1 protein-coding gene is annotated in these 256 nt (G+C 74.2%); it reads right to left on the reverse strand.

Going from position 1 to position 256, the window contains the following annotated elements; genetic code table 11:
- A partial coding sequence (locus tag ADK55_RS23885; RefSeq protein WP_324611201.1) for a biotin carboxylase N-terminal domain-containing protein occupies nucleotides 1-256 on the reverse strand: 256 nt, incomplete at both ends.

Here is a 256-nt window from a genome sequence, read left to right on the forward strand (position 1 = left end):
GAGGCCGTGTTCCTTCGCGAACGCCACGACCTCCTCCGACCCGGAGACCGGGTCGGGGGTCCCGGCGACCAGCGGGGCGCCGGCGCGTTGGGCGATGTGACGGGCGGCGACCTTGTCACCCAGGTCACGGATGGCCTGCGGCGGCGGTCCGATCCAGGTCAGACCGGCGTCGAGGACGGCCTGGGCGAAGTCGGCGTTCTCCGACAGGAAGCCGTACCCGGGATGGATCGCGTCCGCGCCGGAGTCCGCCGCCGCC

The organism is Streptomyces sp. WM4235 (assembly GCF_001279725.1).
In the GTDB taxonomy this organism is placed as follows: Bacteria; Actinomycetota; Actinomycetes; order Streptomycetales; family Streptomycetaceae; genus Streptomyces.